Source organism: Roseovarius ramblicola, from assembly GCF_042430665.1.
Taxonomy (GTDB): domain Bacteria; phylum Pseudomonadota; class Alphaproteobacteria; order Rhodobacterales; family Rhodobacteraceae; genus Roseovarius; species Roseovarius ramblicola.
The window spans coordinates 1-1,116 of record NZ_JBHMEC010000029.1 but is presented as its reverse complement, the minus strand read 5'-3'; the positions used below and the strand labels follow the sequence as shown (position 1 = coordinate 1,116).

The 1,116-nt window shown below is 71.2% G+C and carries 1 protein-coding gene; it reads right to left on the bottom strand.

Features of this window, described 5'->3' with window-relative positions; all coding sequences use genetic code 11:
• A partial coding sequence (locus ACFFU4_RS16755; RefSeq protein ID WP_377070999.1) for a VCBS domain-containing protein occupies positions 1–1,116 on the bottom strand: 1,116 nt, incomplete at both ends.

Sequence of the window (1,116 nt, the reverse complement as noted above, 5' to 3'; positions counted from 1 at the left end):
CGTCATCGTCGCTGTCGGCATCGGAGCCGAGGGTGGCGAGGTCCACGCCGACGGCCGGCCCGTCCTCATCCGCCGCGAGAGTGTCGGCGGCGAGCGCTGGCCCATCGTTGGCACCTGTAACGGTGACGGTGACGTCATTGGTGGCGGTGTCGCCATGGGCGTCGGTGGCGGTGACGGTGATGGTGACGTCGCGGGTCTCGCCCTGGGCGAGGTCCTGGAAGGCCGCGCCGGGGGCGAAGCTGAGGGTGGTGCCGGTAATGCTGGCGGTGCCCTCGGCGGGGTCGCCGGTGATGGCGTATGCGAGGGTGGTGCCGGTGTTGTCGCTGTCGATATCGGCACCGAGCGTCGCGAGGTCCACGTCGAAGGACGGCCCGTCCTCGACCGCCGCGAGAGTGTCGGCGGCGAGCGCTGGCCCATCGTTGGCACCTGTAACGGTGACGGTGACGTCATTGGTGGCGGTGTCGCCATGGGCGTCGGTGGCGGTGACGGTGATGGTGACGTCGCGGGTCTCGCCCTGGGCGAGGTTCTGGAAGTCTTCGCCGGGGGCGAAGCTGAGCGTGGTGCCGGTAATGCTGGCGGTGCCTTCGGCGGGCTGTCCGGTGATGGCGTAGCCGAGGCTGGTGCCGTCATCGTCGCTGTCGGGGTCGGCACCGAGCGCCGCGAGGTCCACGTCGACGGACGGCCCGTCCTCCTCCGCCGCGAGGGCGGCGGCGGCGAGGGTGGGGGCATCGTTGGTGCCGGTGACGGTGACGGTGACGTCGTTGGTGGCGGTGTCGCCATGGGCGTCGGTGGCGGTGACGGTGATGGTGACGTCGCGGGTCTCGCCGTCGGCGAGGTCCTGGAAATCCTCGCCGGGGGCGAAGCTGAGGGTGGTGCCGGAGATGGTGGCGGTGCCCTCGGCGGGGTCGCCGGTGATGGCGTAGGCGAGGGTGGTGCCGTCATCGTCGCTGTCGATATCGGCACCGAGCGCCGCGAGGTCCACGTCGACGGACGGCCCGTCCTCGACCGCCGCGAGAGTGTCGGCGGCGAGCGCTGGCCCATCGTTGGTTCCGGTGACGGTGACGGTGACGTCATTGGTGGCGGTGTCGCCATGGGCGTCGGTGGCGGTGATCCCGA